Below are 25,919 nucleotides of genomic sequence, written 5' to 3'. Positions count from 1 at the left end.
GAAGGCTATGCTCCACTCCAGTCCCGCGTCCGGTGATTTGCCGGATCATTCCGGAGCTTCCATGATTTCAGTGCCGTCCGACACCGCGAGCCAGTCCACCGGCGCGAGAAATACGCTTGTGCTGGTGGTTTACACAGTGGCAATTTTCACCAGCGCCCTGCTGTTGTTTTCGGTCCAGCCGTTGTTCACGAAAATGGTGCTGCCGCGGCTCGGCGGTTCGCCCGCGGTATGGTCGGTAGCGATGGTGTTTTTCCAGTCGCTGTTGCTCGGCGGCTACGCCTATGCCCACTATTTGATGACCTTGAAGAACAGGACTGCTCCCGTCGTCATCCATCTTATGCTGCTGACCGCCGCGCTGCTCACCTTGCCGCTGTCGATTGCGAGCGGGTGGGGGGAGCCGCCGGCCAGCGGCTATGCGTTCTGGCTGCTCGGCCTGTTCGCTGTCTCGATCGGGCTGCCGTTCTTCGCGCTCGCCGCCAACAATCCGATGCTGCAGGCCTGGTTCGTCCGTACCGGACATCCTGACGGCCCCGATCCGTATTTTCTTTACGCATCCTCGAACATCGGCAGTTTCCTCGCGCTGTTGTCCTATCCGGTGCTGTTCGAACCGATGTTTTCGCTGCGAACACAGAACGTGATCTGGACCGGTGGCTATGCATTACTCATCGTCCTGATCGCGGCCTGCGGCGTTTTGCTGCTGCGCTCGCCGCCGATGACGGTTGACGCTGTCAGCGCAACGGATGGGGACGCACCCGCGCCAAGCTGGCCGACACGGCTGCGCTGGATCTTTCTGGCCGCCGTGCCGTCTGGTCTTCTGATCGCGGTGACGGCGCACATATCCACCGACGTCGCGGCCGCGCCGCTGCTGTGGGTGCTGCCGCTGTCGCTGTATCTTCTGACATGGGTGCTGGTGTTCCAGTCGCGCCCGCTGTTGCCGCATTGGCTGATGCTGCTTCTCCAGCCACTCGCTATCGCGGGCGTGATGATCCTTCTGGTGATCGGCGGCGAACAGAATCTGCTGCTGACGCTTGGCGGGCATCAGCTTTGTTTCTTCATCATTGCCATGGCCTGCCATGGTGAATTGGCGCGTACGCGGCCTGCCGCGCGCTATCTTACGGGCTTTTACGTTGCGCTGTCGTTTGGCGGCATGGTCGGCGGATTGTTCGCGGGCCTGATAGCGCCTTACACCTTCTCGTGGATCGCCGAATATCCGATCCTGCTGGCGCTGGCTGCGCTGTGCCGCCCGGCCGGCGCACCGACCGAGCGCGGCGGTTTCAGCCTCTGGGTGCTCGCGGCGATCGCGGGCCTTGGTCTGATCGCGTTGGCCTACCGGCAGGGGACGGTTACCGAATTCCTGGAAACCAACCGGGTCTGGATGGTCACGGCCTTTGCGTGCGCCATGATGGTGCTCGCGGTGCTGTTGAAGATCGGGCGCTGGCAAATCACCGCGCTGGTTGTGTTGGGACTGATCCTGATCCGGGTTTATCCCGCCGATGACGGACGCGTCGAGACGGTGCGCAGCTTCTTCGGCGTCCACAAGATCGTGGTGACCTCGAACGGCCAGTATCACGTGCTGATGCACGGCACGACAATTCACGGCGCGGAGAAATTCCTGGAAGACGACGGCTCGCCGGTAAAAGGCCGCCCGGAGCCGATCAGCTACTATCATAAGGACGGCGGCATGGGCCGCGCGATCGCCGCGATCCGGGAGCGCAAGGGCGGTCCGATCCGCGTTGCCGTGATCGGTCTCGGCGCCGGCACGCTTGCCTGTCAATCGCAGCCCGGCGAAGACTGGAAGTATTTCGAGATCGACCAGACCATGGTCGATACCGCGCGCGATCCGAAATACTTCACCTACGTCAGCGCATGCGACCCTGGCATGAAGCCGGTGATCGGCGATGCGCGGCTGACCTTCGCCAAGGAACAGGACGGCGCCTACGACCTCATCATCGTCGATGCCTATTCATCGGATGCGATTCCGATTCACCTGGCGACCGAAGAAGCAATGGCGATCTACAAGGCCAAGCTCGCGCCGCAGGGCGCGGTGGTGATGCATGTTTCCAACCGGCATCTCGAACTGGCGAGCGTTGTCGTCGGCATCGCCGAGGAGAACGATCTCAAGAGCTGGGTCTACAACGAGGATTCCGGACGCGACGCCGATTACATCTTCACCACGAATGTCGTGATCTCGGCGCGCGAGGAGGCCGATGTCGGCAAGATCGCGTCGGACGAAAAGTGGGTGCTGACGGAAGCCACCGAAGGTCAGCGGGTCTGGACCGACGATTATTCCAACGTGCTCGGCGCCGTATGGCGCAGGCTCAGGAATCCCGACGAGTAGCGGTTCGTCCGCTTACTCAGTCGGCGTAGTAATAATAGCCGCCGCGAGGAGACTGAACGCGCCGCTGATAGCGTGCGTCCTGCTCATAACCCTGGGCGTAGCCCTGATAGTATCCGCCCTGCGACTGGTAGATGCGGCGCTGCATCGGGCCCGCGTCGCTTGGGCCGTAATAGGCCTGGTCCTGCGCGTAGGTTGAATCGCGATAGACGCGATCGGGCGAGGCTTGGCGCGCGCGGGTGTTGGCGTTCAGGTCTTCGCTATAGACGTCCTGTCCGCTGGGTGCGATCTGCAACGGCCGCCCGTACGCATCGACGTCGCCGCGTGTGGTTGCGACATTCGTGCGCGGCTTCGGATTGCGCGCAAGAGCGACCCGCGACGATCCTGTAAGCGTCACCGTGGTGGTGAGCAGTCCTTCAGCCTTGACGAGATCCCAAAGCTTCAGCGCATTGGCGCGCGACAGCCGCACGCAGCCGTGTGATGCCGGGGTGCCGAGGCGGCTCACGGCATCGGTGCCGTGGATGGCATGACCCTGTTTGGTGAAGAAGATCGCATTCGGCATCGGCGCGTCATCGAACTCCTTCGAGTAGTGATCCTCTTCCATGCGGAAGGTCTTGAAGCTGCCGTTGGGTGTTTCGTGCGATGGATTTCCGCTGGAGACCGGCCAAGTGTAGCGCTGCACGCCGTCGACCGAGACGGTCATCTGCTGCGTGTCCTTGTTGACGAGGATGGATACCGCAGCCTGCGCCGCGCTGCCGGAAAGCAGCATCAGGCCTGTAACCGAAATCAATACCGCACGCATGACTGTCGCCTCGTCTCTGCCCCTCGCTCTTAATAGAGCATGGAAAGCGGCTTTTTTAACAGTGTCTTCGTCTTAAGGTTGACGGAAGCGGCCATACGGTGTCGTGAACGGCGCACGTTTGTGGCGTCTTTTCGCCAAACTTGACGCAACTTTCCGGCGGTTAAGGCGTTGCAAGATGGGTCAAAGTTCGCCCGCTCATGGAGATTTTCAGGATGAAGACGAAGACTGAGGCTTTGTTCATGTTCACCGCGGCGCATCGCCGCCTTACGTTTATCGCGGCGGCTCTAGCGATCCTTGCATTGCCGATGGCTGCACCTGCGCAAGGTGTCTTCAGAGGCATGGAGGGCGGGGCGAACGAGGGTGCCTATCGCGGCAATCGCGCAGCAGGGCCGGTCGGTGGTGTTGTCGGCGGTGCGGTTGGCGCAGGTGTCGGCGGTGTCGTCGGAGGGGTGAACGGTGTGCTCGGTATCGACAATCGCCGCAGTTACCGCAGCCGCCACTATCGCAGCCGGCACTATCGCCATCACAGGCGTTATCGCTAACCTGATGTAAGATCATTTCAAATGGCGCGTCCGGAAAGGGATGCGCCATTTTCATGTCCCGATCTTGTGGGCCGGCCCGGCGGATCACGGCTTTAGAGCTAAATTTGAGGTGAGATACGGCGCAGCCGCGGATTGTGTTTCTCCCGAACCTGACGCAACCTTGACGCTGCTGATTTGCTTCAGGGCAGGCCGGGATTCGGCCGGGCAGGGAGGTTTCCTCACATGAGAATTGCAGCTTCATTCATATCGATTTCGGTGGTGGCGTTTCTCGCAGTGCCTGCCGCCGCTCAGCAGCAGGACCCCATCAACGGCGCCATCAGCGGCGCTGCACAAGGAACGTATCAGGGTAAGACCGCGGCCGGACCGGTCGGCGGGCTGGTCGGCGGTGCGCTTGGCGCAGGTGTCGGCGCTGTGGCCGGCACGCTCAACGTGGTCGGCACCGGTGTGAGCAATGCCGTGCAGCCGACGACGGTGCCTCCGCCTCCAGGTACAGGCCCGAGCGGCTATTACGACAGCAACGGAAACTGGCGCCCGAACTAAGCGAGCCGCACGACCGATTTCCAATACGCCCCGCTTGCGGGGCGTATTTCGTTTGGGGTCAGGTCTTGAGCCGATAACCGGTGCGGAAAATCCACCACACCACGATCATGCACAGGGCGAGAAAGCCCAGCGTCATGCCGAGGCTGATGGCTACGCTGACGTCGGCGATCTCGAAGAAGCTCCACCGGAAGCCGCTGACGAGATAGACCACCGGGTTGAACAGCGTCACGGTCTGCCAGACCGGTGGCAGCATGTGGATGGAATAGAAGCTGCCGCCCAGGAATGTCAGCGGCGTGATCACCAGCAGCGGGATCACCTGCAGTTTTTCAAAGCCGTCGGCCCAGATGCCGATGATGAATCCGAACAGGCTGAAGGTCACCGACGTCAGCACCAGAAACGTCAGCATCATGAACGGGTGCGCGATCTTCAGCGGCACGAACAGGCTTGCAGTCGCGAGAATGATGAGCCCGAGGATGATCGACTTGGTTGCTGCTGCGCCGACATAGCCGACCACGGCTTCGAACGACGAAACCGGCGCCGAGAGCAGCTCATAGACGGTGCCGGTGAATTTCGGGAAGTAGATCGCGAACGATGCGTTGGCGATGCTTTGCGTCAGTAGCGACAGCATGATCAGGCCCGGCACGATGAACGTGCCGTAGCTGACGCCGTCGATCTCGGTGATGCGCGAGCCGATCGCCGAACCGAACACGACGAAGTACAGCGATGTCGAGATCACCGGCGAGACGACGCTCTGCAGCAGCGTGCGGAAGGTGCGCGCCATCTCGAATTTGTAGATCGCGCGAATGGCATAAAGGTTCATTATTGATGCACCAGACTGACGAAGATTTCTTCGAGCGAACTTTGAGTGGTGTTGAGATCGTTGAAGCGGACACCGGCAGCGCTCAGGTCGTTCAGAAGCGCCGTGATGCCGGTGCGTTCGCCCTTGGTGTCATAGGTGTAGGTAAGCTCCTCGCCATCCGGCGACAGCTCGAGATGATGCGCGGCGAGGGCGGCAGGAATTTCGGCGAGCTTCGATTGCAGATGCAGCTTGAGCTGCTTCCTGCCAAGCTTCTGCATCAGCTTGGCCTTCTCCTCGACCAGTACGATCTCGCCCTTGTTGATGACGCCGACGCGGTCGGCCATCTCTTCGGCTTCCTCAATGTAATGCGTGGTGAGGATGATGGTGACGCCCGAGGCGCGCAGTTCGCGCACCACGTCCCACATCGCCTTGCGCAGCTCGACATCGACACCTGCTGTCGGCTCATCGAGAAACAGGATCTGCGGCTCGTGTGCCAGCGCTTTGGCGATCATCACGCGGCGCTTCATGCCGCCCGAGAGAGTGATGATCTGGCTCTTCCGCTTGTCCCACAGCGAGAGCTCCTTGAGCACCTTCTCGATATGCGCGGGATTGCTCGGCTTGCCGAACAGGCCGCGGCTGAACGAGGCGGTCGACCATGGCGATTCCCATGCGTCGGTATGCAGTTCCTGCGGCACCAGCCCGATCAGCGAGCGGGCAGCGCGGTAATCCTTGACGATATCGTGCCCATCGACCGTCACAGACCCTGCGGTCTGGACCGCGAGACCGCAGATCACGCTGATCAGCGTGGTCTTGCCGGCGCCGTTCGGGCCGAGCAACGCGAAGATCTCGCCGCGGCGAATATCGAGATTGATATTCTTCAGCGCGGTGAAGCCGGACGCATAGGTCTTCGAGACGTTGGAAACCGAGATGATGGGGGACATGGGAACAATCTGTCGAGGCGGGAGCATGAGATAGGCGCGCGCAAGCCAGTGCGCAATACATAATGCCTCTTGCGGGGCTGATGCGCGCACTGAAAATTCTATGGCGACGTATTCAAATTTGTCATGCGCCGCGGTCGCGCCCGCTATGCGCGCGTCACGAAACTGTCGACGACCTTCTTTTCGCCCGCCTTCTCGAAAGCGATGGTCAGCTTGTTGCCGTCCACCTTGGCGACATGGCCGTAGCCGAACTTCTGATGGAATACGCGATCGCCGGGGGAGAACTCGGAATTCGCGCCGGTGGATTTGGCGATCAGTTCGCCCTCGATCACCGTCGGCTTGCGGCTGAAGCCGCCACGCGAACCGGAGTCATATCGCGCGCCGGTTTCATCAAATCCCTTGCCGCCGGTGCGGGCGCGATTGGCCTGCGCGCGCTGCCAGCCTGGCGTCGTGTAGGTCGAGCCGAACGATTCCACGTTGTCGAAGCGCGATGCGCCGTAGCCGCCAGATCCGCCCCATCCCGAGCCGCCCTTGCTCTCGGTGATCTCGACATTGGCCGACGGCAATTCATCGAGGAAGCGCGAGGGAATGGTGGTTGTCCATGATCCATGGATGCGCCGGTTGGTGGCGAAGTAGAGCATGGCGCGCTTTCGCGCGCGCGTGATGCCGACATGTGCCAGGCGGCGTTCTTCCTCAAGCCCCGCGCGCCCCTGTTCGTCGAGGGTGCGCTGGCTCGGAAACAGGCCTTCTTCCCAGCCGGGCAGGAACACGTTGTCGAACTCCAGGCCCTTCGCCGAATGCAGGGTCATCAGCGACACCGCATCGTCATCGGCCCCGCCTTCGCGGTCCATCACCAGCGAGATGTGTTCGAGGAAGCCCTGCAGGTTCTCGAATTCTTCCATCGAGCGCACGAGTTCCTTCAGGTTGTCGAGGCGGCCGGCAGCGTCGGCGGAACGGTCTTTCTGCCACATCTCGGTGTAGCCGGATTCATCCAGCACGATTTCCGCAAGCTGCGTGTGCGGAACGATATCGCGCTGCGCGCGCCAGCGGTCGAAGCTGGTCATCACGTCGCGCAGGCTACCGCGCGCCTTCGGCTTCAACTCATCCGTCTCGATCACAGCGCGGGCGGCTTCGGTCAGCGGGATACGGCGCTTGCGCGCGACATCGTGCAGCATCTGCACGGTGGCGTCGCCGAGGCCGCGTTTCGGCACATTGACAATGCGCTCAAAGGCGAGATCGTCGGCAGGCGAATTGATGACACGCAGATAGGCCAGCGCATCCCGGATTTCCGCGCGCTCATAGAACCGCGGGCCGCCGATCACGCGATAGGGTAGTCCCAGCGTAACAAAACGGTCTTCGAACTCGCGCATCTGGAATGAGGCGCGCACCAGAATGGCGATCTCGTTCAGCTTCTGCCCGGCGCGCTGAAGTTGCTCGATCTCCTCGCCGATGCCGCGGGCTTCCTCTTCCGAGTCCCACGCGCCGGTGACGGTGACCTTCTCGCCATCGACATCCTCGGTGCGCAGCGTCTTGCCAAGGCGGCCTTCGTTGTAGGCTATCAGATGCGAGGCAGCGGCGAGGATATGGCCTGTCGAGCGGTAGTTGCGCTCGAGGCGAATGACCTTCGCACCGGGGAAATCGTGCTCGAAGCGCAGGATGTTGTCGACCTCGGCGCCGCGCCAGCCGTAGATCGACTGGTCGTCGTCGCCGACGCAGCAGATGTTTCTGGGTGCGGCGAGGGGGGCGACTTTTTCTCGATTGTCATCCCCGGGCCGACGCGAAGCGTCGAGACCCGGTGATCCATCTTGTGAAGATTCGATGGATTGCCGGGTCAAGCCCGGCAATGACGACTGCGACGGCGCCTGTGCGAGCAGCCGCAGCCAGAGATACTGCGCGACGTTCGTGTCCTGGTACTCGTCGACCAGAATGTATTTGAAGCGGTTCTGATACTGCCGCAGCACATCGGGATGTTCGCGAAACAGCCGGATGTTCTCCAGCAGCAAATCGCCAAAGTCGGCGGCGTTGAGAATCTTCAGCCGCTCCTGATAGGTCGCATAGAGCTTGCCGCCCTTGCCGTTGCCGAACACGGCGGCTTCACCCCCCGGCACCTGCGAGGGTGTCAGTCCGCGATTTTTCCAGCCATCGATCAGCCCGGCCAGCATGCGTGCGGGCCAGCGCTTGTCATCGATGTTCTCGGCCTGCAGCAACTGCTTCAGCAGACGGATCTGGTCATCGACGTCGAGCACGGTGAAATTGGATTTCAACTGCACCAGTTCGGCGTGATAGCGCAGGATTCGCCCGCCGATGGAGTGGAAGGTGCCGAGCCACGGCATGCCTTCGACTGCCTGACCGAGCATCTGGCCAAGCCTGTGCTTCATCTCCCGCGCCGCCTTGTTGGTGAAGGTGACGGAGAGAATTTCGTGTGGCCGCGCGCGGCCGGTCGAGAGGATATGCGCGATGCGCGAGGTCAGCACCCGCGTCTTGCCCGTGCCTGCGCCCGCCAGAACCAGAACCGGCCCGTCGAGCGTCTCGACCGCCTCCCGCTGCTCGGGATTGAGCGCGGTCAGGTATTGCGGTGCGGCCGACGCCCGTGCCCGCGCAGCGATGCCGCCAGCGGCTGGCTGGTGGCTCGGCACGGCGCGGGACAGGTCTGACGGCGGCAGCTTGTTCGGTTCGGTCATGCGATTCGTCTTTGCCGTCACGATGGCATCGCGACGCCCGAAAGGGGAGGCTTCATATCAGGGTACGGAGACATATAGGCATGATTAGGCTTGCCTGACACCGCTGTTTTCTCCGTCAACAGGCGGGCCGGGAGGCTGTCCCGCCCTTTTTGTTCCATTCCTGCTTGATTTTTGACCTTCCGGGCGTGGCCCCGGAGCTGGAACTCCGGCGCTTCTGGCGGATTGTTTTCTCAGTCGGAGCGCCGTTCTCGCGCTCGAAACGAAACGCAGGAGCGTGTCATGATGAGTTGGGTGGTTACATTCCTGATTATTGCGCTGGTCGCGGCTCTTCTGGGCTTTGGCGGGATCGCGGGCGCGTCAATCGAAATCGCCAAGATCGTTTTCTTCGTCGCCCTGATCCTGTTCGTGATCTCGGCGGTGGTGAGCCTCGCTCGCCGCAGCAGCGGTCCGTGATGCGACGGCCAGCGGTGCGGTGGCGTTATTTGGCCGGCATGGCGATGCGCCGGCCGATGCCATCGGGCCGTGTGACCGTTCCGTGCGCTGCGACAACGTCGCGAATGCGCGCGGCGATGTCCGGAGGAAACGGCGCGGTTTTGCGCGCGTTCATGTCCATATGAAGCGTCATGTTTTCGGACGTTGCAGAGAGCCAGCCTTCAGTTGCGTGGCGCAGCTCCTCGAAGGTGTGGATGCGCTTGTCGTCTGCCTCAATCAGATAAACCGACACCTGCACCGGATCGCCCAGATGAACTTCCCGCAGGTAGCGCACATGCGCCTCGGCCGTGAAAGTCGATCCGTTGCGTGACTTCTTGTAGTCGGGACCGATGCCGAGTTCGAGCCACATCTCGTCGATGCCGCGGTCGAACAGCACGTTGTAATAGGCCATGTTCAGATGGCCGTTGTAGTCGATCCATTGCGGTTCGATCTGCATCACCGTGGTGAGAAACGGCGCAGCGATATGTTGCGGCGCATTGTTTTTCTGAGGGGTGCTTGATGTCATCTCAATTCCCGGGTGGCGTCGGCATTCTCTTGACCGGCAATATATCCTTTGCCACCGTCCCCGCCACAACCGCCTCGAAGAAAAGAAACGAGCAGCCGTGGCCTTTTCCAACGCAGTCCTGACACGTCCCGCACCATCCGCGCTCTCCGCCGCCATCGAAGCGCTTGCTGCACGGTTCGGTAACAATCTGATCACGTCACAGGCGGTGCGCGAACAGCACGCCCATACCACCACCTGGCTGCCGATGCAGCCGCCGGACGCGGTGGTAATGGCGCGGACCACGGAAGACATTCAGGATGTGGTGCGGATTTGCGCGAAGCACCGCGTTCCGGTGATTCCATTCGGCACCGGCACCTCACTGGAAGGGCAGGTCAATGCGCCGGCGGGCGGCGTCTGCATCGATCTGCGCGAAATGAACCGCATTCTCGCGGTGCATGCCGACGATCTCGATTGCGTGATCGAGCCGGGCGTGACACGCAAGGCGCTCAACGAGCACCTGCGCGATCAGGGTCTGTTTTTCCCGATCGATCCGGGCGCCGATGCGTCGATCGGCGGGATGGCGTCCACCCGTGCATCGGGCACCAACGCCGTGCGCTATGGCACGATGAAGGACAACATTCTCGCGCTGAAGGTCGTGCGCGCCGACGGTGAGATCATCACCACAGGCACGCGCGCCAAGAAATCCTCGGCCGGCTACGATCTCACGCATCTGTTTATCGGCGCGGAGGGGACACTGGGCATCATCTCCGAAATCACGCTCAAGCTGCGCGGCATTCCCCAGAGCATCGCCGCTGCGTCATGTTCGTTCGCAAGCGTCGAGGGGGCGTGCAACGCCACCATTCTCGCGATCCAGACCGGCATTCCGGTGGCACGCATCGAATTGCTGAACGCCGCACAGGTGAAGGCCTGCAACGCTTATTCAAAGCTGTCGCTGCCTGAAACGCCGCTGCTGCTGCTGGAATTCCACGGCACCGAGGCCGAGGTCGCCGAGCAGTCGAAGATGTTTGCCGAGATTGCCGCTGAATGCGGCGGTGGTGGATTCGAGTGGGCGACGCGTCCGGAAGACCGCACCCGGCTTTGGCAGGCGCGGCATGATGCCTATTGGGCCGTACGCGGGCTTCGCCCCGGTGCGCAGGCGGTGGCGACCGACGTGTGCGTGCCGATCTCGCGGCTGGCGGAATGCGTGGTGGAGACCGAAAAGGATCTGGAGACTGTCGGTCTCCTGTCCCCGATCGTTGGTCATGTCGGCGACGGTAATTTCCACTGCTCGATGCTGGTCGATGTCAACGATCCGGACGAGATGCAGCGCGCGGATGGATTTCTCCATCGCCTGGTTGAGCGGGCTCAGGCCATGGGCGGCACCTGCACCGGCGAACATGGCATCGGGCAGGGCAAGCAGCAGTATTTGGAAACAGAACTCGGGCCCGAAGCCGTGCAGGCGATGCGCGCGCTCAAGGCCGCCCTCGACCCGCATAACATTCTGAACCCCGGCAAGATCCTGCCGTCGTGACCGATACGATAGCCATGGATGTGAACAGCGTCGACACCGAGGCGTGCTCGGTCAGGCTCGCCAGATTGCCCCGTTCAGGTAATCCGCTCGGCAGTATCGGCGTCCGGTTCAGTTGAAGGCCAGCGATCAGTATTTCTTCCGGAAGCTGTAACGCATCAGGCTGACCATGCCGGCACGGAAGCCGCCGGCGGACATCCTCAGGTAGCGGCGGAACTCATCGGTGTTCGACTTGCCGACCAGCGCGACCGCCTTGTCGTAGTTGGCGAGCAGGTTCTGCTCCCACAGCACCAGCGTCCGATAGTAGTGATCGGCGTCGTTGCGCGCGGCGATCAGGCTGAAGGTGCCTTCGGCGGCCGCGATCGGCTCCCACTCCAGCGGCAGATCGCTTTCCGGAAAGGTTTTGTCCAGCAGCGGCTGGACTTTGGTCCGTTCGGAGTAGGCGATGGTCTGCAGCGAAACCTTTCCGTTGATCGCAAGCACGTTGTCGCAATAAGCGAAGAATTCGCGATAGGCTTTGAGCTTTGCCGCAGGGTCGAGCCCCTTCTGGACGAAATGCTCGAATGCCCCAACCGAAATGATGGCGTCGTAACGGCGCTCAGGCTTGTGGTCGCGCCAGTCCTGTTCCAGCACCTCGATTTTGGGATTCCTGCCATCGCGGATCCAGGCGGCCTGCGACGGGCTGAGCGTCAATCCGACCGCATGGGCGACGCCGGCATGGTCGACCAGCCGCCGGAGCATCGCGCCCCATCCGCAGCCGATGTCGAGAACCCGCGCGGTGTTCGCTGCACCGGCGGCTTCGATATGGTGATCGAGTTTGCGCCGCTGCGCCGTAATGAGATCGTCGCCATCTCCGAATAGCGCGCACGAGTAAATCATCTCGGGATCGAGCACGAGTTGGAAAAAGTCATTGCCCATGTCGTAATGCGACATGATTGCCTCGGGTGAGGCGCCGGTTCTTTCCGCTGGCCGCGCAATCTTCTCGGACATCTTCCCCACGGGGTTACAGGGTTGTGAACGAAGCCTGTTAAACTTAGTATTCTAACCCACACACAGGTTCAATATTCGTGCCATCCGATGTCCGATCCCACTGAGGAAAGACCTTGCAGACCACGCTGCTCGGACTGGCCATTGCCTTCATTCTTGCGCTAATCGCAGCGCTGGTCGGTCCCTATTTCGTCGACTGGAACCAGTTCCGCCCTCAATTCGAGGCGGAGGCGTCCCGCATCGTCGGTGCACCGGTGCGCGTCGGCGGCAAACTGGATGCCCTTCTGCTGCCGACGCCGACACTGCGGCTGCGGTCGGTTGCCATCGGCGGCGACAACGATCCGGCCAGGGTCCGGGCCGGGAAACTGGACGTCGAATTCAGCCTCGGGTCATTGATGCGCGGCGAGTGGCGTGCCAGCGAGCTGTCGCTGGACGGGTTTATGCTCGACCTCGGCCTCGACCGTCAGGGCCGCTTCGAGTGGCCCTCGACGGCGGGCCGCTTCAACCTCGGCTCGCTCGCCATCGACCGGATGAATGTCGCCGGGCGGATCGCGCTGCATGATGCGTCGAGTGGCAAGACGCTGCTGATGGACGATCTGAAGTTCAGCGGCGACGTGCGCGCGCTGGCCAGCAGCCTGCGCGGGGATGGGTCGTTCACGCTGCTCGGAGCGCGGACGCCATTTCGCATTTCGTCGGGGCAGAGCAGTGACGGCAAGGGGACGCGTGTGCGGTTCGTTGTTGAGCCGGGAGAGAGGCCGCTGCTGGCCGATCTCGACGGCGTGCTGACATTCGATAGCGCCGTGCCGAGTTTCGAGGGCGGCCTGACGTTGGCGCGGCCGGCCGATGCCAAATCCACCGAATCCGGACAACCGTGGCGGCTGACATCGCGTGTGAAAGCCAGTCCGTCGTCAGCGGCGTTCGAGCAGGTCGAAGCTGCGTATGGCCCCGAAGACCATGCACTGCGGCTGACGGGTAGCGGCGATATCAGGTTCGGTGCATCGCCGCTGCTGCATCTCGTCTTGTCGGCGCGTCAGCTCGATGCCGATCGGTTGTTGGCGAAAGGGGCTACGAACGCCGAACCGCTGCGGCTATTTCCCGCGCTGCGAACGCTGGTAACGTCGCTGCCGGTGATGCCGCTTCCGGCGCAGATCGAAGCCAGTGCCGATCAGATCGCGCTCGGCGGGCGGCCGCTCCAGAATGTTGCCGTCGAACTGCGCGGCGACGAGCAGGCGTGGACCATCGTAAAACTGGAGATGCGCGCACCCGGTGCGACGCGTGTTTCGGCGAACGGCACCGTTGCGCAACCGGGTGCATCAGCGCGCTTCACGGGGCCGGTCAGCATCGAATCGTCCGATCCGGATGTGCTCGCAGCATGGCTGCAGGGCCGGAGCGACGCGACGTATCGCAATCAGAAGCCACTGCGTCTGCGCGGCGATGCGACGGTCGCAGCGGATCGCGTCGCATTCGATGGCATCAAGGCGGACGTCAATGGCGGCACGATGGAGGGCCGCCTCGCGCTGTTGAATGTCGCTGACGGCAAGACGCGGTTTGAGGCGGTGCTGAAGGCTCCGAGCTTCGATCTCGATGCGATGTCGCCGCTTGTAGGTGCGCTGGCGGGTCCACAATCCGGATGGCCGGACGAGGGGCAAGTCACGCTCAATGCCGAGAGCGCCGTGCTGGCTGGAGAGACGGTTCGTCCGGTCGCAGTCAGTCTGAGTTACGGTCCCACAAAGTTCGCACTCGATCGCATTGAGATTGGCAATGCGAACAGCGATCTTGCCGTCAGCGGCACAGGATCGTTCGATCGCGCTGAGGGGGGAGGCAAGCTTGGGCTGTACGCATCGGCTTCATCGCTGGAGCGGGTTGGAAGCCTCGTCTCGCCCTTCGCTCCCGCGCTGGCCGAGCGGCTGGCAGCGGTTCCGAAGGAGCCCGGATCCGCGGTGATGCTGGTGGCCGCCACACTTGGCAAGGCGAAGGACCGTTCCGGCCTTAGCGATGCGGAAGCTGTGCTCAACATCGAAGCGCCGCAGCTCAAGGGTACGATTACGCTAAAGGGATCTCCGAGTATCGATCTCGCGCGCGGGCTTGATCTTGCGGCGTTGCGAGGCAACCCATTCAATCTGGAAACCAGCCTGACGGCGAACCAGACTTCAACCATCGTGGCATCGCTCGGCCTGGACCGGATCATTTCGCCGGGTGATGGCCCCGCGCAATTTGAATCGTCGGTCGCCGGCGTCTGGGGTTCGCCGCTGCAACTGAAAGCCAAGCTGACGGGGGCGGGTGTCGATGGCGACATTCAAGGCACCGGCAATCCATGGGCGGACCAATCGACGGCCGCGTTGACCGTCGCAGTGCGCCGCGCCGATCTCGCCGCGCTGTTCGATCTGCAACGTGGGAGCATGCCAGCGCCAGGCGTTTCGCTGTCGTCGCGCCTCGGTGTCGCGGGCAACACCTTCACATTCGATGATCTCGACACCACCGTGGGTGGATCGCGAATCCGCGGCCGGCTCGTGTTGACGCGCGGTGATGAGATCGGCGTCGACGGGGAGGTTGGTCTCGACACGCTTGACGTCGCGGCGGTGACCGGCGTTGCGTTCGGAGCAATCGGCCGTGATGCCTCAGCGCCGCTCGGCCGGGGATGGTTGCGCGGCTGGCGCGGACGTCTCGCGTTTCAGGCCTTGAGCGGGGTGTTGCCCGGAGGCGGAGAGTTGCGTCCTGTCAGCGGCGCGATCAAGGGCGACGGACAATCCCTCGTGCTGGAGAATGTCAAAGCGAGCATCGGCGGCGGTGAAGCAGCGATCGATCTCGATGCGCGGCAGGCCGCGCAGGGAACGGGTCAGGGAACGTCGTTCAATGCGCGTGTGCAATTGACCGGTGTCGATGGCGCGGCGCTTCGCTACCGCAGCCTTGCGGTGCCGGAGGGCAAGGCTGCGCTGCAAATGACGCTGTCGGGGCAGGGCCGCAGCGCCGCCGGATTGACCGGTGCGCTGTCGGGCGCAGGCGCGCTGACGCTCACCGACGCGCGTATCGCGGGGCTTGATCCGCGTGCGTTCGAAGCGGCGGTTCGCGCCAGCGATGGTGGCCAGGCGACTGACGATATCAGGCTGAAGGAAATCGTCGAACCGGTGCTGGTTGCGGGGGCGTTGAAGGTGCCGTCCGCGCAGATACCCTTCACCATCAAGGACGGCCGTTTGCGTGTCGAAGCTGCGACCCTCGATGCGTCGCGCGCCCGTGTTGCGATTGCCGGTGGATACGACCTATTGGCGGATCAGGCCGATATTCGCGCAGTGATGTCGCCGGTCACCACGCGGCCGATTCAAGGGCGCCCGGAAATTCGCGTCGACCTGAATGGCTCGCCGGACAGGCTGGCGCGTACGGTCGACGTGGCAGCGCTGTCGTCATGGCTCGGCATGCGTGCGATCGATCGTGAAACACGGCGGCTCGATCAGCTGGAGCGTGGTGTTGCGCCGTCGCTGGACCCTGACGGCTTGTGGGAAGAGGAATTGCCGAAGGCCGAGCCTATCCCGCCGTCGGAGGTGAAGATTCCGAATCGCGATCCGCGGCGCAAGAATTCAGGGGCGAAGGCTGCCGTGCCTCGCGCACCGGTCGCTTCGCCTGCGGTCACGCCGCCCGCGGTGCCACCGCCGGTCGCGCAACCTGCTCCCGCTTCGAGCGGAGGCCCGCTGGTGCAGCCGCTGCCGCCGCCGATCGACATCAAGCCGGCCCCCGGCGCCATGAGGTTGCCGAAGCAGCGCCCGGCTCCATCATCGCCGGCCGGGACGTTTTGATCCCGCAGCAATCTGGGAGGTGAATCAACTTGTTGGCGCGATGCTCGGAGACGGCAGCCGTTCGCCAATGAAGACCGACGTGACAGCGCGCGCGCGGAAATGATCCAGTACGAACAACCGGATCGCGGACGACAGGTTGCTGGTCTTGCGGGTTCGATCGATGGCGTCGATCTGCGTCGACAGCGGGAGACCGCGGCGGGTCGCGATGTCTTTCAGGCTGGTCCAGAAGGCGTCCTCGAGACTGACGCTTGTTTTGTGGCCGCCGACCACGACGGAGCGCTTGACCACCGCGAATTCTTTCACGCCGCGGGGCCGGACGCCTTCTGCGGCGTCCAGGTCCTGCATCATCGTATCGTCCTGCATCGAAGGATCCTCCACCGGCCAGGCATCCGCACGCGGCGAGACGATGTCTCGCCGGAGATGAGCCTCTGGCGCTATTGCAAGATGTTCGCTCGAACCGCGCGGATCAGAATACAGACCGCTGTCGCGAAAACTGTATGGCCGCCCCCGCAGCCGGTCCCGAAACAGTATGTGGTTCGAGACACGGGTACATAGTAACTGAAACCAGCTACCTGCGGTATTCGTGCGAAAACTTACGGCGGAGTCAGGATCGTAGCTGCGTTGTGCGCAAAACTACGGATGGGAGTCTTCCACCTGCATCCGGCCGCTGCCGTTTCCTGCCGCAGGGAGTGCCCGCGAACGGAAATAGTCCAGCACAAACAGCCGAATTGCGGAGGACAGGTTGCCCTGCTGGCGACCGCCATCGATCTCGCCGACAAGCTCGGACAAGGTCAGGCTTCTCACCGAAGCAATTTCCTTCATACCGTTCCAGAAAGCCTCTTCGAGACTGACGCTGGTTTTGTGGCCGGCGACGACGATAGATCGTTTGACGACAGGCGATTTCATGCTGGCGTCCCATCATCGATGCGATGCTGGTCGAGGACGTTGCTCGCACGCTGCGCCTGACGCTCGTCGCGGCTGCGCTCGCCCTTGGTGCGGCCGAAGCGAATGCGATTGGTCTCGGCCTGCTTGTCTGCTTCTTCGCGCGCAATGCGCTTTTTGATTTGTTTCAGGTTGACCAGGTCGCCCATGACGCCTCCTTCATTTCACAACAGCAACAAAGAGCGCGAGATGTAATGGCGCGGGTTTGTTGTGTTCTGCGACTCGTTGAGCTGCGTTGCTCAGACGGGTCCGTTCAAAAAGTCATTCGTGGTTGGTGTGCACATGCAGTGCGGCAGCACCGAAAAGTTAGCATGCGATAACTAGTAGGTGGTAGCCAATTGGCGTAGGACTTTAGGCGGTGCGACGAGATGTCCGAAATGTTACGGCGAGTTAATGTACGCAAAGATTCATTCTAACTAGCCGGGATGCGTCATTTTTTCGGGCTTCACGAGCCGATCGAATTCAGCTGCCGACACGAAGCCGAGTCGCACAGCCTCTTCCTTCAGCGTCGTGCCGTTCGCGTGAGCGGTCTTCGCGACCTTCGCGGCATTGTCGTAGCCGATCTTCGGCGCCAGCGCCGTCACCAGCATCAGTGAACGCCGCATCAGTTCATCGATGCGTTTCTCATCAGCGCGAATGCCGAGGATGCAGTGTTCGGTAAGCGAACGTGCGGCATCCGCCATCAACTGGATCGATTGCAGCATGCAATGTGCGAGCACCGGCTTGTAGACGTTGAGTTCGAAATGACCCTGGCTGCCGGCGACGGTGATAGCCGTTTCATTGCCGAAGATCTGGCAGCACACCATGGTTATCGCTTCGCACTGGGTCGGATTGACCTTGCCGGGCATGATCGATGATCCCGGTTCGTTTTCCGGAAGAATCAGTTCGCCAAGTCCGGAGCGCGGTCCTGAGCCGAGCAGCCGGATGTCGTTGGCGATCTTGAACAGGCCGGTGGCCATCGAATTGATCGCGCCGTGCACGAACACGTAGGCGTCGTTCGATGCCAGAGCCTCGAATTTGTTCGGCGCGCTGGTGAAGGGCAGCTTCGTCAGCGTAGCGACCTGTTTGGCGAACAGTTTGGCAAATCGCGGCTTGGAGTTAAGGCCGGTCCCTACCGCCGTTCCGCCCTGCGCCAGCGGGTAGAGGTCCTTCGCGGCGGCGCGGATGCGCGCGATACCGCTCTCCACCTGAGCGGCGTAACCGGAGAATTCCTGACCGAGCGTCAGCGGCGTCGCGTCCTGGGTGTGGGTGCGTCCGATCTTGACGATCCTGGCGAAGGCTTTTTCCTTCTGGCGCAGCGCCTTCAGCAACAGGGTCAGCGCGGGAATCAGATCGTGCGTGATGCGCTCGGCGGCTGCGATATGCATCGCGGTCGGGAACGAGTCGTTTGACGACTGGCTCATGTTGACGTGATCGTTCGGATGCACCGGCTTCTTGGTGCCGGGTTCGCCGCCGAGCAATTCGCTGGCGCGATTGGCGATCACCTCGTTGAGGTTCATGTTGGATTGCGTGCCCGAGCCGGTCTGCCAGACCACCAGCGGAAAATTGTCGTCGAGCTTTCCGTCGATGATTTCCCGGGCGGCGCGGACGATGGCGCGGGCGCGGCGCTGGTCGAGCAGGCCGAGCTCAAGGTTCGTCTGCGCCGATGCAAGCTTGACGATGGCGAGTGCGCGGACGATCGGCATCGGCATGCGCTCATTGCCGATCTTGAAGTTGTGTTTCGAACGCTCGGTCTGTGCGCCCCAGTAGCGGTCCGCCGGCACTTCGATCGGTCCGAATGTGTCGGTTTCGGTGCGCGTTGTTTTCTTCTGGGTGGCCATGATGTTTTTCCGGTGCGTTTTGGTGAATGCCGAAGTTTAGGACTTCGTAACAGGCGCACGCAACCGCTGCGCGCTCCCGCATGTGTGGAAACGCGTGCTTGAATTTAGAAATGCTTCAAGATGGTGGAAGGGAAGGCGTCTGCGCCGGATTACTTCTTGCGGAAGCGATCGAGCCGCACGACTTCGGCGCCTTCACCCTGCTTGACGGGCTCGTCGCCAGCTTCAGCAGGAGCCTCGGAGGCGGCTGCAACCGGCAGCGTCTCCACAGTCGGCGCATCGGCCGCCGCGGCGGATTCCTCGACGGGCTCGAATTGCAGTCCGAACTGAACGGAGGGATCGAAGAAGCTCTTGATCGCGCTGAACGGAATGACGAGGCGCTCGGGAATTCCGTTGAACGACAGCCCGACCTCGAAACGATCGTCGGTTACCACGAGATCCCAGAACTGGTGCTGGAGGATCACGGTCATTTCCTGCGGATACTGCGAGAGCAGGCGCGGGGACAGTTTCACCCCTTCGGCCTTAGACAGGAATGTGATGTAAAAGTGATGTTCGCCCGGCAGGCCATGCTCGGCGGCGTCCGCGAGCACATGCTTCAGCACGCCGCGCAGGGCGTCGCGTGCAAGGACGTCGTAACGAATGTGATCGGTCGCCATCAGGTAGTCCTGTCGAAGTGTGGTCTCGTCGAAATTCAGTCGCTTGACGTGAACGTTCCGACTCGCGGTTTGATCCATGCTATCCGGTCATGACCCGCAGGTCAGCACCTGCGCCCGGCAGATCGCAGATATTCTCACACGCCGCAACGCGTCCGCCTGACAAATTCAATGCAACAAGATGAAAGTGGAGGCTTCTGTTGCCAGGTGCCTCCGAACCCCGCCTAGAGGGGCTTAATCCCCTAGGACTTTAGACTTGGTTTTTCAAACTGCGTTACGCAGCCTGAGCAACCGGAGCATAGTTGTCGTTTGCAACTATTGCATAGCCCGATAACGGCGGAACCATACCGAGAAAAAGCGAGCCCTTTACGCCCTCGTCGATCCTGTTTCGCCCCCGCCAAAACCCGCCCTTTCAGGCCGGGAAATCCGGGCTTTGGTGGAGGCGCCGGGTGCTGCCCCCGGGTCCGAATGGTTTATTACGACGGCCATTTATTTCCATAGCCGGCGAACCGGCACCCTCAATATAGGGGGCAAACCCCGACGACAAAAGGCCCCTATTCCGCTTTCGCGAACAGGCCAGCGGGACGGCATCACGCGGCGTGAGGTTTGCGTTCGTCCCCGATACGCGCCCAGCGCATGCGCCCAGCACCGGAATAGCGTTTGGCCGCCACCAGCGGCCATTCTAAATCGGGCCATGTCTCAAGACACCGCTTCCGCGATTCCCCAATCTCCTGATGCATTGACGCCTGAGCGTCCGGGGCTGCTCGAACTGTTCGTTGCGTTCGCGAAGATGTCACTGGCCGGCTTTGGCGGGGTCCTCGTGTGGGCGCGGCGCGCCATCGTCGACCAGCACCGCTGGATGACGCCTGACGAATTCAATGAAGCCTTCGCGCTTTGCCATTTCCTGCCGGGCCCGAACATCGTCAATCTGTCCGTGGTGTTCGGCGCGCGCTTTCGCGGCATTCCGGGGAGCATCGCCGCATTTCTCGGGCTGGTCGGCCCGCCGGTGGTGATCGTGACGGTCCTCGCCGCGATCTACGCGCGCTATGGAGAGACCCCTGCGCTGCAACGCACACTGACAGGTGTGTCGTGTGCCGCGGTCGGACTGTTCCTCGCGGTCATCCTGCGCATGATGATGCCGCTCTTGAAGAAGCGCGATCCTGTTGCTCTTGCATTGCTTGCCGCCGTGTTCATTGCCATCGGATTGTTGCGGCTGCCGCTGGTGGCGGTTCTGCTCACGGCGATCCCGCTCAGCATCGTTGTGACCTTCCTGATGAGAAGAAGGGCCGCGTCGTGAATTCGCCCGCGGGAACGCTTCTGACGCTGGCATGGACATTCGGCCTGATGTCGCTGCTTGCGATTGGCGGTGCCAATTCCACGATTCCGGAAATGCATCGGGTCGCTGTCGATGTGCAGCACTGGCTGTCGAACGCGCAGTTCGCAGACATGTTCGCAATCGCGCAATTGTCGCCGGGGCCGAATGTGCTGATCGTGACGCTGATCGGCTATCATGTGGCTGGCATTGCGGGCGCGCTGGTCGCGACATTCGCCATGTGCGGTCCGTCCGCGGTGTTTGCCTATTTCGTCAGCAACATGCTGACGCGGTCTAGCCAATCGATCTGGCCTGCGATCCTGCAGGCTGCGCTGGTTCCAATCTCGATCGGGCTGATGTGCGCCAGCGGGCTCATTCTGGCACTCACGACCGGTGGTACATGGGTTGCGGCGTGCCTTATCGTTGGCGCTGCAGCGCTTGCATTGGCCACCCGGCTCAACCCACTGTGGATGCTGATTGTGGGCGGCATTCTCGGTTTTGCTGGCGTCGTCTGACGAAAATCGATAAGCAAAGTGCGCAGGGGACAGCCTGCCCGACAAGAATAGACCGGGCTCAAGCCCGTGACTTAAGGGGGATGACGATGAGTGAAGCGCCAGATAGCGCTGCGGGAAAACCCGCGCCGGGGCTTATCAAAGGACCACAGGACTTCTACGGCGGCCTGGCGCTGATGGCGATCGCGCTGTTCGCCCTGTGGGCATCGAGCGATCTGGCGGGGATGCGGGGATTTTCATTCGGTCCCGGCACCGCGCCGCGCATGTTCGCTTATCTCCTTCTGGCGCTTGGTGCGGGCGTTGCCCTGACAGGTTTCCTCGTTGAAGGTCCACGGCTGCAGCGCTACGGCATTCGCGGTCCCGTCTTCGTGACGCTGTCGATCCTGGCTTTCGCTGTCGCAATTCGTCCGCTCGGTCTGATTGTTTCTGCATTCGTGAGCTTCCTGATCGCGGCGATGGGAAGCGACGAGACGCGGTGGAAGGAAGCCGTCATCGTCGGGATATTCCTGACGATCGGATGTGCGCTGCTGTTCCCGTATGCGCTCGGGCTTCCGCTCGATCTCTTCCCACGCGTTTTGCGCTGAGGCCGTCATGGATATTTTTGCAAATCTCGCGCTCGGCTTCGGCGTTGCGTTCTCACCCGTCAATCTTGGTCTCTGCCTGATCGGCGCGCTGGTCGGCACGCTGGTCGGCGTGCTGCCCGGAATCGGCACCATTGCCACGGTGGCGATGCTGCTGCCGATCACGTTCGGACTGCCTCCTGTCGGTGCGCTGATCATGCTCGCCGGCATTTATTACGGTGCGCAGTACGGTGGTTCGACCACATCGATTCTGGTGAACATCCCCGGCGAAGCCGGCTCGGTGGTCACCGCGCTCGACGGCTTCCAGATGGCCAAGCAGGGCCGCGCCGGTCCGGCGCTGGCAATCGCCGCGATCGGCTCGTTCTTTGCGGGCTGCGTTGCAACCGTTCTCATCGCGCTGCTCGGCGCACCGCTGACCAAGCTCGCGCTGGCGTTTGGCCCCGCCGAATATTTCTCGCTGATGGTGCTTGGCCTGATCTTCGCTGTCGTGCTGGCGAAGGGTTCGGTGCTCAAGGCCATCGCGATGATTGCATTCGGTGTGTTGCTGTCGATGGTCGGATCCGACATCGAAACCGGCGCCTCGCGCATGTCGTTCAACATTCCTGAACTCGCCGACGGTCTTGGCTTTGCCACCGTGGCGATGGGTCTGTTTGGTTTTGCCGAGATCATCCGCAATCTCGATCCCGGCGCCTCGATGGAACGCAGCCTGGTCCAGCAGAAAATCTCCGGACTGATGCCCACAAAAAAGGATTTGAAGGATTCCGCGCCAGCGGTTCTGCGCGGCACGGTGCTAGGCTCGATCCTCGGCATTCTGCCCGGTGGCGGCGCGGTGATCGCGTCGTTCGCCGCGTACACGTTCGAAAAGAAGATCTCGAAGAATCCGCAGCGCTTCGGCCGCGGTGCGATCGAAGGCGTGGCTGCGCCCGAAAGTGCCAATAACGCAGCGGCGCAGACCTCGTTCATTCCGCTGCTGACCCTCGGCATTCCGCCGAACGCGGTGATGGCGCTGATGGTCGGCGCGATGACCATTCACGGCATCGTTCCCGGTCCTCAGGTGATGCAGAAGCAGCCGGAACTGGTGTGGGGCATGATTGCCTCGATGTGGATCGGCAACCTGATGCTGCTGGTCATCAACCTGCCGCTGGTCGGCATCTGGGTGCGATTGCTGCGGGTGCCTTACCGGCTGCTGTTCCCGTGCATCGTGATCTTCTGCGCGATCGGCATCTACTCGGTGAACAATGCGCCGATGGACGTGGTGCTGACGGCGGCCTTCGGCCTCGTCGGCTACTGGCTGGTGAAGCACGACTTCGAGCCGGCCCCGATGCTGCTCGGCATGGTGCTTGGCCCGCTGATGGAGGAGAACCTGCGCCGTGCGCTGCTGATCTCGCGCGGTGACTGGTCGGTGTTCCTGACCCGCCCGCTCTCCGCCACCCTGATGGCCGTCGCAGCATTCCTGCTGATCCTCTCGCTGCTTCCTGCATTGCGCAAAAAACGCGATGAGGTCTTCGTCGAGTCCGAGAACTGAGAACAGGAGGTGCGGCGTTGCGCCGCGCCTCTTTGCCTCTTCTAGGTATCAAGTTGAATGGACTCATCCAGCCCGGTGATGCTGAGACTGCGGGCAGGACGCATCTATCCATAATCAATAACATTCGGGAGAACGTTATGAATTTGCTTAAACGTATGCTCGCGACGTGCGGTTTCTCGGCACTGGCTGCGGCCGGCCTGGCTGCTGCGCCCGCGCAGGCGCAGGACTATCCGACGCGCAACATCACGATGATCGTTCCGTTCGCGGCCGGTGGTCCGACCGACGTCATCGCCCGCATCGTGACCGGCCATATGCAGCAGACGCTCGGCCAGTCGATCATCATCGAAAACGTGGTTGGCGCCGGCGGCACCACCGCATCGACGCGCGCCTCGAAGGCCGCGCCGGACGGCTACACGCTGATCACCGGCCACATGGGCACGCACGCCGCATCGGTGCCGCTGTATCCGAAGCTGGCCTATCATCCGTCGAAGGACTTCGAGCCCGTCGGTTTGATCGCCGGCACGCCGATCCTGATCCTTGCACGCAAGGATTTCCCGCCGAAGGATCTCAAGGAATTCGTGGCCTACCTGAAGGCCAACACCGACAAGCTCAATGAAGCCCACGCCGGCGTCGGCTCGGTGTCCTATTCGTCGTGCCAGTTGCTGGACTCGGTGCTGAAGATCAGCCCGACCGGCGTTCCGTTCAACGGCACCGGCCCGGCGATGAATGCACTGGTCGGCGGCCAGGTCGATTACATGTGCGACCAGATCGTCAACGCCGTGCCGCAGGTCAAGGGCGGCACCATCAAGGCCTATGCCGTCGCAACGCCGGAGCGCAATCCGTCACTGCCGGACGTCCCGACTACCGCCGAGGCCGGCCTGCCTGAGTATCAGGCACAGGCCTGGAACGCGATTTTCGCGCCGAAGGGCACCCCGGCGCCGATCGTCGCCAAGCTCAACGCCGCGCTGGTGAAGGCGCTGGATGACGAGGGTGTCAAGAAGCGCCTGCTCGAGCTCGGCAGCGTCATTCCGAAGCCGGCCGAGCGCACCCCGGAATCGCTGAAGACCCTGGTCGACAGCGAAATCACCAAGTGGTCGGGCGTGCTGAAGCCGCTTTCGAACTGATATTGTTGAAATCTAACGGGTTTGGCAGGGGCGGGACGCGAGTTCCGCCCCTTGTCTTTGCGCCGCAGGAGGCCATTTTTCGGGGTATAATTACCCGGCGGGAATCAGATCGCCGCAGACGCGAACCGGGTTGCACGGCTAGATAACCCCCATGAACCAGTATCACGACCTGCTCGAACGCATTCTCGCCGACGGTGCGGAAAAGACCGACCGCACCGGGACAGGGACGTTGTCCGTGTTTGGCCATCAGATGCGCTTCAACCTGGCATCCGGCTTCCCGATGCTGACGACCAAGAAGCTCCATCTGAAATCGATCGTCCATGAGCTGCTCTGGTTTCTGGCCGGCGACACCAACATCAAATACCTGAACGACAACGGCGTTCGCATTTGGGACGAGTGGGCGGACGAGAAGGGCGACCTCGGTCCGGTTTATGGATCGCAGTGGCGTTCATGGCCCGCGCCGGACGGCGGCACGATCGACCAGATTTCCAATGTGATCGAGATGATCCGGAAAAATCCGGACTCGCGCCGTCTGATCGTCAGTGCCTGGAATCCGGCTGAAGTGGACAAGATGGCGCTGCCTCCGTGCCATTGCCTGTTTCAGTTCTATGTCGCGAACGGCAAACTGTCGTGCCAGCTTTATCAGCGCTCGGCCGATGTGTTTCTCGGCGTGCCGTTCAACATCGCGTCCTACGCTCTGCTCACGATGATGGTGGCGCAGGTGACGGGGCTGAAGCCGGGTGATTTCGTGCATTCGTTCGGCGATACGCACCTCTATCTGAACCATATCGAGCAGGCGCGGCTGCAACTGACGCGTCCGACGCGAGCGCTGCCGACGATGAAGATCAATCCCGATGTGAAGGATATCTTCTCGTTCCGCTACGAGGACTTCAAACTCGAGAACTACGACCCGCATCCGCACATCAAGGCCGAGGTCGCGGTTTGAACGCGCCGACAGCTTCACGTCCGCATATCGTCTTTGTCGTTGCCGTCGCGGAGAACGGCGTCATCGGCCTCGATAATGCGATGCCGTGGCATCTTAGCTCCGACCTTAAACGTCTCAAGGCGATTACGTTGGGGCACCCTGTCATTATGGGCCGCAAGACATTCGCGTCGATCGGCCGGCCACTGCCGGGGCGGACCAACATTGTCGTGACCCGTGACAAGGACTTTCAGGCGCCGGGTGTTGTCGTTGCGACGTCTCTTGAGGCCGCGCATGACATCGCGCTCGGCGATGCGCTGCGGCGTTTGGTCACTGAGATCATGGTGATCGGCGGCGCCGATATCTTTGCGCAATGGCTGAGCAAGGCGGATCGTCTCGAAATCACCGAGGTTCATGACAAGCCTGAGGGCGACACCTTCCTTCCGCCGGTCGATCCGGCGAAATGGGAAGAAACCGCACGCGCACGTCATTCCAAAGCGGACGGCGATACGGTCGATTTCTCCTATGTCAGCTATCGGCGGCGCGGCTGAACACCGCATTTCACGCAACCGCTATCCTTGGCATTAACTGCAAACAGCATGTTTGCATTGACAA

The 25,919-nt window shown here is 62.0% G+C and carries 24 protein-coding genes and 1 other RNA gene; 13 read left to right on the top strand and 12 right to left on the bottom strand.

Features of this window, described 5'->3' with window-relative positions; all coding sequences use genetic code 11:
• Positions 1-61: 61 nt before the first annotated feature.
• The gene (locus AC1Q67_RS04910) at positions 62-2,338 is read left to right on the top strand and encodes a spermidine synthase (RefSeq protein ID WP_492234979.1); all 2,277 of its coding nucleotides are present in this window, start codon (positions 62-64) and stop codon (positions 2,336-2,338) included.
• 16 nt (positions 2,339-2,354) lie between these two features.
• On the opposite strand, the gene AC1Q67_RS04905 is transcribed toward AC1Q67_RS04910, so the two are convergent.
• Positions 2,355-3,137: a L,D-transpeptidase gene (locus AC1Q67_RS04905; protein ID WP_024576348.1), complete on the bottom strand. Its 783-nt coding sequence runs from the start codon at positions 3,135-3,137 to the stop codon at positions 2,355-2,357.
• A 212-nt stretch (positions 3,138-3,349) separates the two neighbouring features.
• Here AC1Q67_RS04905 and AC1Q67_RS04900 point away from each other — a divergent pair, with 212 nt between their 5' ends.
• Complete coding sequence (locus AC1Q67_RS04900) at positions 3,350-3,679, top strand: hypothetical protein (RefSeq protein WP_492234980.1); 330 nt, start codon at positions 3,350-3,352, stop codon at positions 3,677-3,679.
• Between the two features lie 222 nt (positions 3,680-3,901).
• Complete coding sequence (locus AC1Q67_RS04895; protein WP_492234981.1) at positions 3,902-4,219, top strand: hypothetical protein; 318 nt, start codon at positions 3,902-3,904, stop codon at positions 4,217-4,219.
• A gap of 58 nt (positions 4,220-4,277) precedes the next feature.
• Here AC1Q67_RS04895 and AC1Q67_RS04890 read toward each other — a convergent pair whose 3' ends face one another.
• The 3 genes from AC1Q67_RS04890 to AC1Q67_RS04880 form a co-directional block, all read right to left on the bottom strand.
• Complete coding sequence (locus AC1Q67_RS04890; RefSeq protein ID WP_492234982.1) at positions 4,278-5,039, bottom strand: ABC transporter permease; 762 nt, start codon at positions 5,037-5,039, stop codon at positions 4,278-4,280.
• A complete protein-coding gene (locus AC1Q67_RS04885) occupies positions 5,039-5,959 on the bottom strand; it encodes an ABC transporter ATP-binding protein (protein ID WP_024576344.1) in 921 nt (306 codons plus the stop codon). The genes AC1Q67_RS04890 and AC1Q67_RS04885 overlap by 1 nt, the downstream gene beginning before the upstream one ends.
• Before the next feature lie 143 nt (positions 5,960-6,102).
• Positions 6,103-8,637 (bottom strand): ATP-dependent helicase, encoded by a 2,535-nt coding sequence (locus AC1Q67_RS04880; RefSeq protein WP_024576343.1) that lies wholly within the window; start codon positions 8,635-8,637, stop codon positions 6,103-6,105.
• A gap of 279 nt (positions 8,638-8,916) precedes the next feature.
• Between AC1Q67_RS04880 and AC1Q67_RS04875 the strand changes: the two genes are divergently transcribed.
• Positions 8,917-9,090, top strand: coding sequence for a DUF1328 domain-containing protein (locus tag AC1Q67_RS04875; RefSeq protein WP_024576342.1), 174 nt, complete (start codon positions 8,917-8,919; stop codon positions 9,088-9,090).
• Positions 9,091-9,115: 25 nt separating this feature from the next.
• Here the strand turns inward: AC1Q67_RS04875 and AC1Q67_RS04870 are convergent, their stop codons facing one another.
• A complete protein-coding gene (locus AC1Q67_RS04870; protein WP_024576341.1) occupies positions 9,116-9,634 on the bottom strand; it encodes a thioesterase family protein in 519 nt (172 codons plus the stop codon).
• 97 nt (positions 9,635-9,731) lie between these two features.
• Between AC1Q67_RS04870 and AC1Q67_RS04865 the strand changes: the two genes are divergently transcribed.
• A complete protein-coding gene (locus AC1Q67_RS04865) occupies positions 9,732-11,144 on the top strand; it encodes an FAD-binding oxidoreductase (RefSeq protein ID WP_492234983.1) in 1,413 nt (470 codons plus the stop codon).
• 126 nt (positions 11,145-11,270) lie between these two features.
• Here the strand turns inward: AC1Q67_RS04865 and AC1Q67_RS04860 are convergent, their stop codons facing one another.
• Positions 11,271-12,074, bottom strand: a complete 804-nt coding sequence (locus tag AC1Q67_RS04860; RefSeq protein WP_492234984.1) for a class I SAM-dependent methyltransferase — start codon at positions 12,072-12,074, stop codon at positions 11,271-11,273.
• 170 nt (positions 12,075-12,244) lie between these two features.
• On the opposite strand from AC1Q67_RS04860, the gene AC1Q67_RS04855 reads away from it, so the two are divergent.
• Positions 12,245-15,916: an AsmA family protein gene (locus AC1Q67_RS04855; RefSeq protein ID WP_492234985.1), complete on the top strand. Its 3,672-nt coding sequence runs from the start codon at positions 12,245-12,247 to the stop codon at positions 15,914-15,916.
• Positions 15,917-15,940: 24 nt separating this feature from the next.
• Here the strand turns inward: AC1Q67_RS04855 and AC1Q67_RS04850 are convergent, their stop codons facing one another.
• The 6 genes from AC1Q67_RS04850 to ssrA all read right to left on the bottom strand — a co-directional run bounded on the left by AC1Q67_RS04850 (position 15,941) and on the right by ssrA (position 19,881).
• Complete coding sequence (locus AC1Q67_RS04850; RefSeq protein WP_029659535.1) at positions 15,941-16,279, bottom strand: ribbon-helix-helix domain-containing protein; 339 nt, start codon at positions 16,277-16,279, stop codon at positions 15,941-15,943.
• A gap of 270 nt (positions 16,280-16,549) precedes the next feature.
• Positions 16,550-16,822, bottom strand: coding sequence for a ribbon-helix-helix domain-containing protein (locus tag AC1Q67_RS04845; RefSeq protein WP_024576336.1), 273 nt, complete (start codon positions 16,820-16,822; stop codon positions 16,550-16,552).
• Positions 16,819-17,007 carry a DUF4169 family protein gene (locus AC1Q67_RS04840; protein ID WP_492234986.1) on the bottom strand — a complete coding sequence of 63 codons (189 nt, stop codon included), beginning with the start codon at positions 17,005-17,007 and terminating at the stop codon, positions 16,819-16,821. Before AC1Q67_RS04840 ends, AC1Q67_RS04845 begins: the two co-directional genes overlap by 4 nt.
• 267 nt (positions 17,008-17,274) lie before the next feature.
• Complete coding sequence (gene fumC / locus AC1Q67_RS04835; RefSeq protein WP_492234987.1) at positions 17,275-18,678, bottom strand: class II fumarate hydratase; 1,404 nt, start codon at positions 18,676-18,678, stop codon at positions 17,275-17,277.
• Between the two features lie 149 nt (positions 18,679-18,827).
• Positions 18,828-19,331 (bottom strand): SspB family protein, encoded by a 504-nt coding sequence (locus tag AC1Q67_RS04830; protein WP_024576333.1) that lies wholly within the window; start codon positions 19,329-19,331, stop codon positions 18,828-18,830.
• 183 nt (positions 19,332-19,514) lie between these two features.
• Positions 19,515-19,881: a transfer-messenger RNA gene (gene ssrA, locus AC1Q67_RS04825) on the bottom strand.
• A 141-nt stretch (positions 19,882-20,022) separates the two neighbouring features.
• Between ssrA and AC1Q67_RS04820 the strand changes: the two genes are divergently transcribed.
• The 7 genes from AC1Q67_RS04820 (at position 20,023) to AC1Q67_RS04790 (ending at position 25,855) form a co-directional block, all read left to right on the top strand.
• Positions 20,023-20,625, top strand: a complete 603-nt coding sequence (locus tag AC1Q67_RS04820) for a chromate transporter (protein WP_492234988.1) — start codon at positions 20,023-20,025, stop codon at positions 20,623-20,625.
• A complete protein-coding gene (locus AC1Q67_RS04815) occupies positions 20,622-21,155 on the top strand; it encodes a chromate transporter (protein ID WP_492234989.1) in 534 nt (177 codons plus the stop codon). Before AC1Q67_RS04820 ends, AC1Q67_RS04815 begins: the two co-directional genes overlap by 4 nt.
• An 86-nt stretch (positions 21,156-21,241) precedes the next feature.
• Positions 21,242-21,736: a tripartite tricarboxylate transporter TctB family protein gene (locus AC1Q67_RS04810; RefSeq protein WP_492234990.1), complete on the top strand. Its 495-nt coding sequence runs from the start codon at positions 21,242-21,244 to the stop codon at positions 21,734-21,736.
• A 7-nt stretch (positions 21,737-21,743) separates the two neighbouring features.
• On the top strand, positions 21,744-23,258 hold the full coding sequence (locus tag AC1Q67_RS04805) for a tripartite tricarboxylate transporter permease (RefSeq protein ID WP_492234991.1): 1,515 nt from the start codon (positions 21,744-21,746) through the stop codon (positions 23,256-23,258).
• Between the two features lie 137 nt (positions 23,259-23,395).
• Entirely contained in the window at positions 23,396-24,382 is a 987-nt protein-coding gene (locus tag AC1Q67_RS04800) for a tripartite tricarboxylate transporter substrate binding protein BugD (RefSeq protein ID WP_024576328.1), read from the top strand.
• Positions 24,383-24,533: 151 nt separating this feature from the next.
• A complete protein-coding gene (locus AC1Q67_RS04795; RefSeq protein WP_492234992.1) occupies positions 24,534-25,328 on the top strand; it encodes a thymidylate synthase in 795 nt (264 codons plus the stop codon).
• On the top strand, positions 25,325-25,855 hold the full coding sequence (locus tag AC1Q67_RS04790) for a dihydrofolate reductase (RefSeq protein ID WP_492234993.1): 531 nt from the start codon (positions 25,325-25,327) through the stop codon (positions 25,853-25,855). Before AC1Q67_RS04795 ends, AC1Q67_RS04790 begins: the two co-directional genes overlap by 4 nt.
• The last annotated feature ends 64 nt before the right edge of the window (positions 25,856-25,919 follow it).

The sequence above is a fragment of the Afipia sp. GW823-FHT06G09 genome (genome assembly GCF_058794875.1).
Note: the sequence above shows the minus strand (reverse complement) of the source record. Positions and strands in the feature narration are given on the sequence as shown.

Coding starts and splice junctions, on each gene's coding strand:
- AC1Q67_RS04910 (WP_492234979.1), top strand. CDS start 62: ATGATTTCAGTGCCGTCCGACACCGCGAGCCAGTCCACCGGCGCGAGA.
- AC1Q67_RS04905 (WP_024576348.1), bottom strand. CDS start 3,137: ATGCGTGCGGTATTGATTTCGGTTACAGGCCTGATGCTGCTTTCCGGC.
- AC1Q67_RS04900 (WP_492234980.1), top strand. CDS start 3,350: ATGAAGACGAAGACTGAGGCTTTGTTCATGTTCACCGCGGCGCATCGC.
- AC1Q67_RS04895 (WP_492234981.1), top strand. CDS start 3,902: ATGAGAATTGCAGCTTCATTCATATCGATTTCGGTGGTGGCGTTTCTC.
- AC1Q67_RS04890 (WP_492234982.1), bottom strand. CDS start 5,039: ATGAACCTTTATGCCATTCGCGCGATCTACAAATTCGAGATGGCGCGC.
- AC1Q67_RS04885 (WP_024576344.1), bottom strand. CDS start 5,959: ATGTCCCCCATCATCTCGGTTTCCAACGTCTCGAAGACCTATGCGTCC.
- AC1Q67_RS04880 (WP_024576343.1), bottom strand. CDS start 8,637: ATGACCGAACCGAACAAGCTGCCGCCGTCAGACCTGTCCCGCGCCGTG.
- AC1Q67_RS04875 (WP_024576342.1), top strand. CDS start 8,917: ATGATGAGTTGGGTGGTTACATTCCTGATTATTGCGCTGGTCGCGGCT.
- AC1Q67_RS04870 (WP_024576341.1), bottom strand. CDS start 9,634: ATGACATCAAGCACCCCTCAGAAAAACAATGCGCCGCAACATATCGCT.
- AC1Q67_RS04860 (WP_492234984.1), bottom strand. CDS start 12,074: ATGTCGCATTACGACATGGGCAATGACTTTTTCCAACTCGTGCTCGAT.
- AC1Q67_RS04850 (WP_029659535.1), bottom strand. CDS start 16,279: ATGCAGGACGATACGATGATGCAGGACCTGGACGCCGCAGAAGGCGTC.
- AC1Q67_RS04845 (WP_024576336.1), bottom strand. CDS start 16,822: ATGAAATCGCCTGTCGTCAAACGATCTATCGTCGTCGCCGGCCACAAA.
- AC1Q67_RS04840 (WP_492234986.1), bottom strand. CDS start 17,007: ATGGGCGACCTGGTCAACCTGAAACAAATCAAAAAGCGCATTGCGCGC.
- fumC (WP_492234987.1), bottom strand. CDS start 18,678: ATGGCCACCCAGAAGAAAACAACGCGCACCGAAACCGACACATTCGGA.
- AC1Q67_RS04830 (WP_024576333.1), bottom strand. CDS start 19,331: ATGGCGACCGATCACATTCGTTACGACGTCCTTGCACGCGACGCCCTG.
- AC1Q67_RS04820 (WP_492234988.1), top strand. CDS start 20,023: ATGTCTCAAGACACCGCTTCCGCGATTCCCCAATCTCCTGATGCATTG.
- AC1Q67_RS04810 (WP_492234990.1), top strand. CDS start 21,242: ATGAGTGAAGCGCCAGATAGCGCTGCGGGAAAACCCGCGCCGGGGCTT.
- AC1Q67_RS04805 (WP_492234991.1), top strand. CDS start 21,744: ATGGATATTTTTGCAAATCTCGCGCTCGGCTTCGGCGTTGCGTTCTCA.
- AC1Q67_RS04800 (WP_024576328.1), top strand. CDS start 23,396: ATGAATTTGCTTAAACGTATGCTCGCGACGTGCGGTTTCTCGGCACTG.
- AC1Q67_RS04795 (WP_492234992.1), top strand. CDS start 24,534: ATGAACCAGTATCACGACCTGCTCGAACGCATTCTCGCCGACGGTGCG.